Source organism: Vibrio sp. Vb0888 (assembly GCF_033338835.1).
Taxonomy (GTDB): domain Bacteria; phylum Pseudomonadota; class Gammaproteobacteria; order Enterobacterales; family Vibrionaceae; genus Vibrio; species Vibrio alginolyticus.
In genome coordinates this window covers 1-1490 of sequence record NZ_JAWOTL010000108.1, presented here as the reverse complement: position 1 = coordinate 1490, position 1490 = coordinate 1, and the positions used below count along the sequence as shown (strand labels likewise).

At 43.0% G+C, this 1490-nt stretch carries 1 protein-coding gene; it reads left to right on the top strand.

Going from position 1 to position 1490, the window contains the following annotated elements:
* Positions 1–1071: sodium:proton antiporter (locus R7P72_RS24220; protein ID WP_318110857.1), on the top strand; the 1071-nt coding region annotated here is incomplete at its 5' end.
* Between the last annotated feature and the right edge of the window lie 419 nt (positions 1072–1490).

Sequence of the window (1490 nt, the reverse complement as noted above, 5' to 3'; positions counted from 1 at the left end):
AAGCTACCCAACTTAAAAGATCAAAAGTGGGAAATCACGGTATTGGCTCTTGGAGCAACCCTGTTCTCAACCTTCTTCATCGGCTTTGTTCTTTATGGCCTTTGTATGCTGATCGGCATACAGTTTGATTTGGTTTACTGCTTGCTATTTGGCGCATTAATCTCGCCTACCGACCCGATTGCCGTTCTAGCTATCGTTAAAAAGTTAGATGCACCTAAACGTATCTCGACACAGATCGAAGGGGAGTCACTATTCAATGATGGCTTCGGCTTGGTTATTTTCGTCACGCTTTTCACCATTGCATTTGGCTCAGAAGCACCAACAGTCGGTAGCGTCACTCTACTCTTCATCCAAGAAGCGATTGGCGGGATCGTCTATGGCTTTCTATTGGGCTTAGTATTCCACTACCTAATCAGTGCTACTGACGATCACTCAATGGAACTACTACTTACTATCGGTGTTCCTACAGCAGGTTACGCATTTGCTGAGTACATTCATGTTTCAGGCCCACTTGCAATGGTAGTGTCGGGAATTATGATCGGTAACTGGACACGCTTTATTGGCTTCTCTAAAGAGAGTGAAGACCACCTAGACCACTTCTGGGAGTTAGTAGATGAGTTCCTAAACGGCGTGCTATTCCTATTAATTGGTATGTCGATGCTGCTATTTAAATTCCATGAAGAAGACTGGATAATGATGGCAATTGCAGTCCCTCTGGTGCTAGCCTCTCGCTATCTCAGCGTCTTTATCTCATACATAGGCTTTAAACGTTACAGAAAATATAACTCATGGTCTGTAAAAATTCTGACTTGGGGTGGCCTACGTGGCGGCCTAGCGCTAGCAATGGCACTTTCAATTCCATCAGGGATTTGGGTGGTTCAAGACAAGCTGATCGATGTAAAAGAGATCATCCTTGTAATGACCTATTCGGTTGTGGTGTTCTCTATCCTGATTCAAGGCTCAACCATTACACCAATGATTGAAAAGGCGAAAGCTGAAGAAAAAAAGATGGAAGATGAAAAGCTAGCTCAAAGCTCTTTAGCAGAACAAAGAGAACAAACTGAAGCCTAATTCCATTCTCCCCATATTTAAAAAGCAGCCTTAGGGCTGCTTTTTTATGCTCTAAAATTCGAAGACTTCACCAACAATATTATCTAGAAACCTCCCCGTTCTACTCTCCTCAGAGCGAAGCCCAAGCCTAATACCAATCTAAGTAAAAATATGATCCAATTGAGGCCATTCAGATAAAAATGAGCCTGCTGGCCCTTGCTCATCTCAAAGATGGGTACTCACGCACCCAAATCGCCCAAGTTTCTCAAGATAAGCCGAACCAGTGTCAATAAGTAGGTTTAAACCTTTCTTGAAGAAGGGCTGGAAGGACGGCAAGAAAAGCCAAGAATAGGAAGACCACCATTCTTAACTTCTGAGCAAAGAGAGCTGTTGAGCCAATACATAAAAGATAAAGCTAATGGACTTTAAGAAAGTCAGTG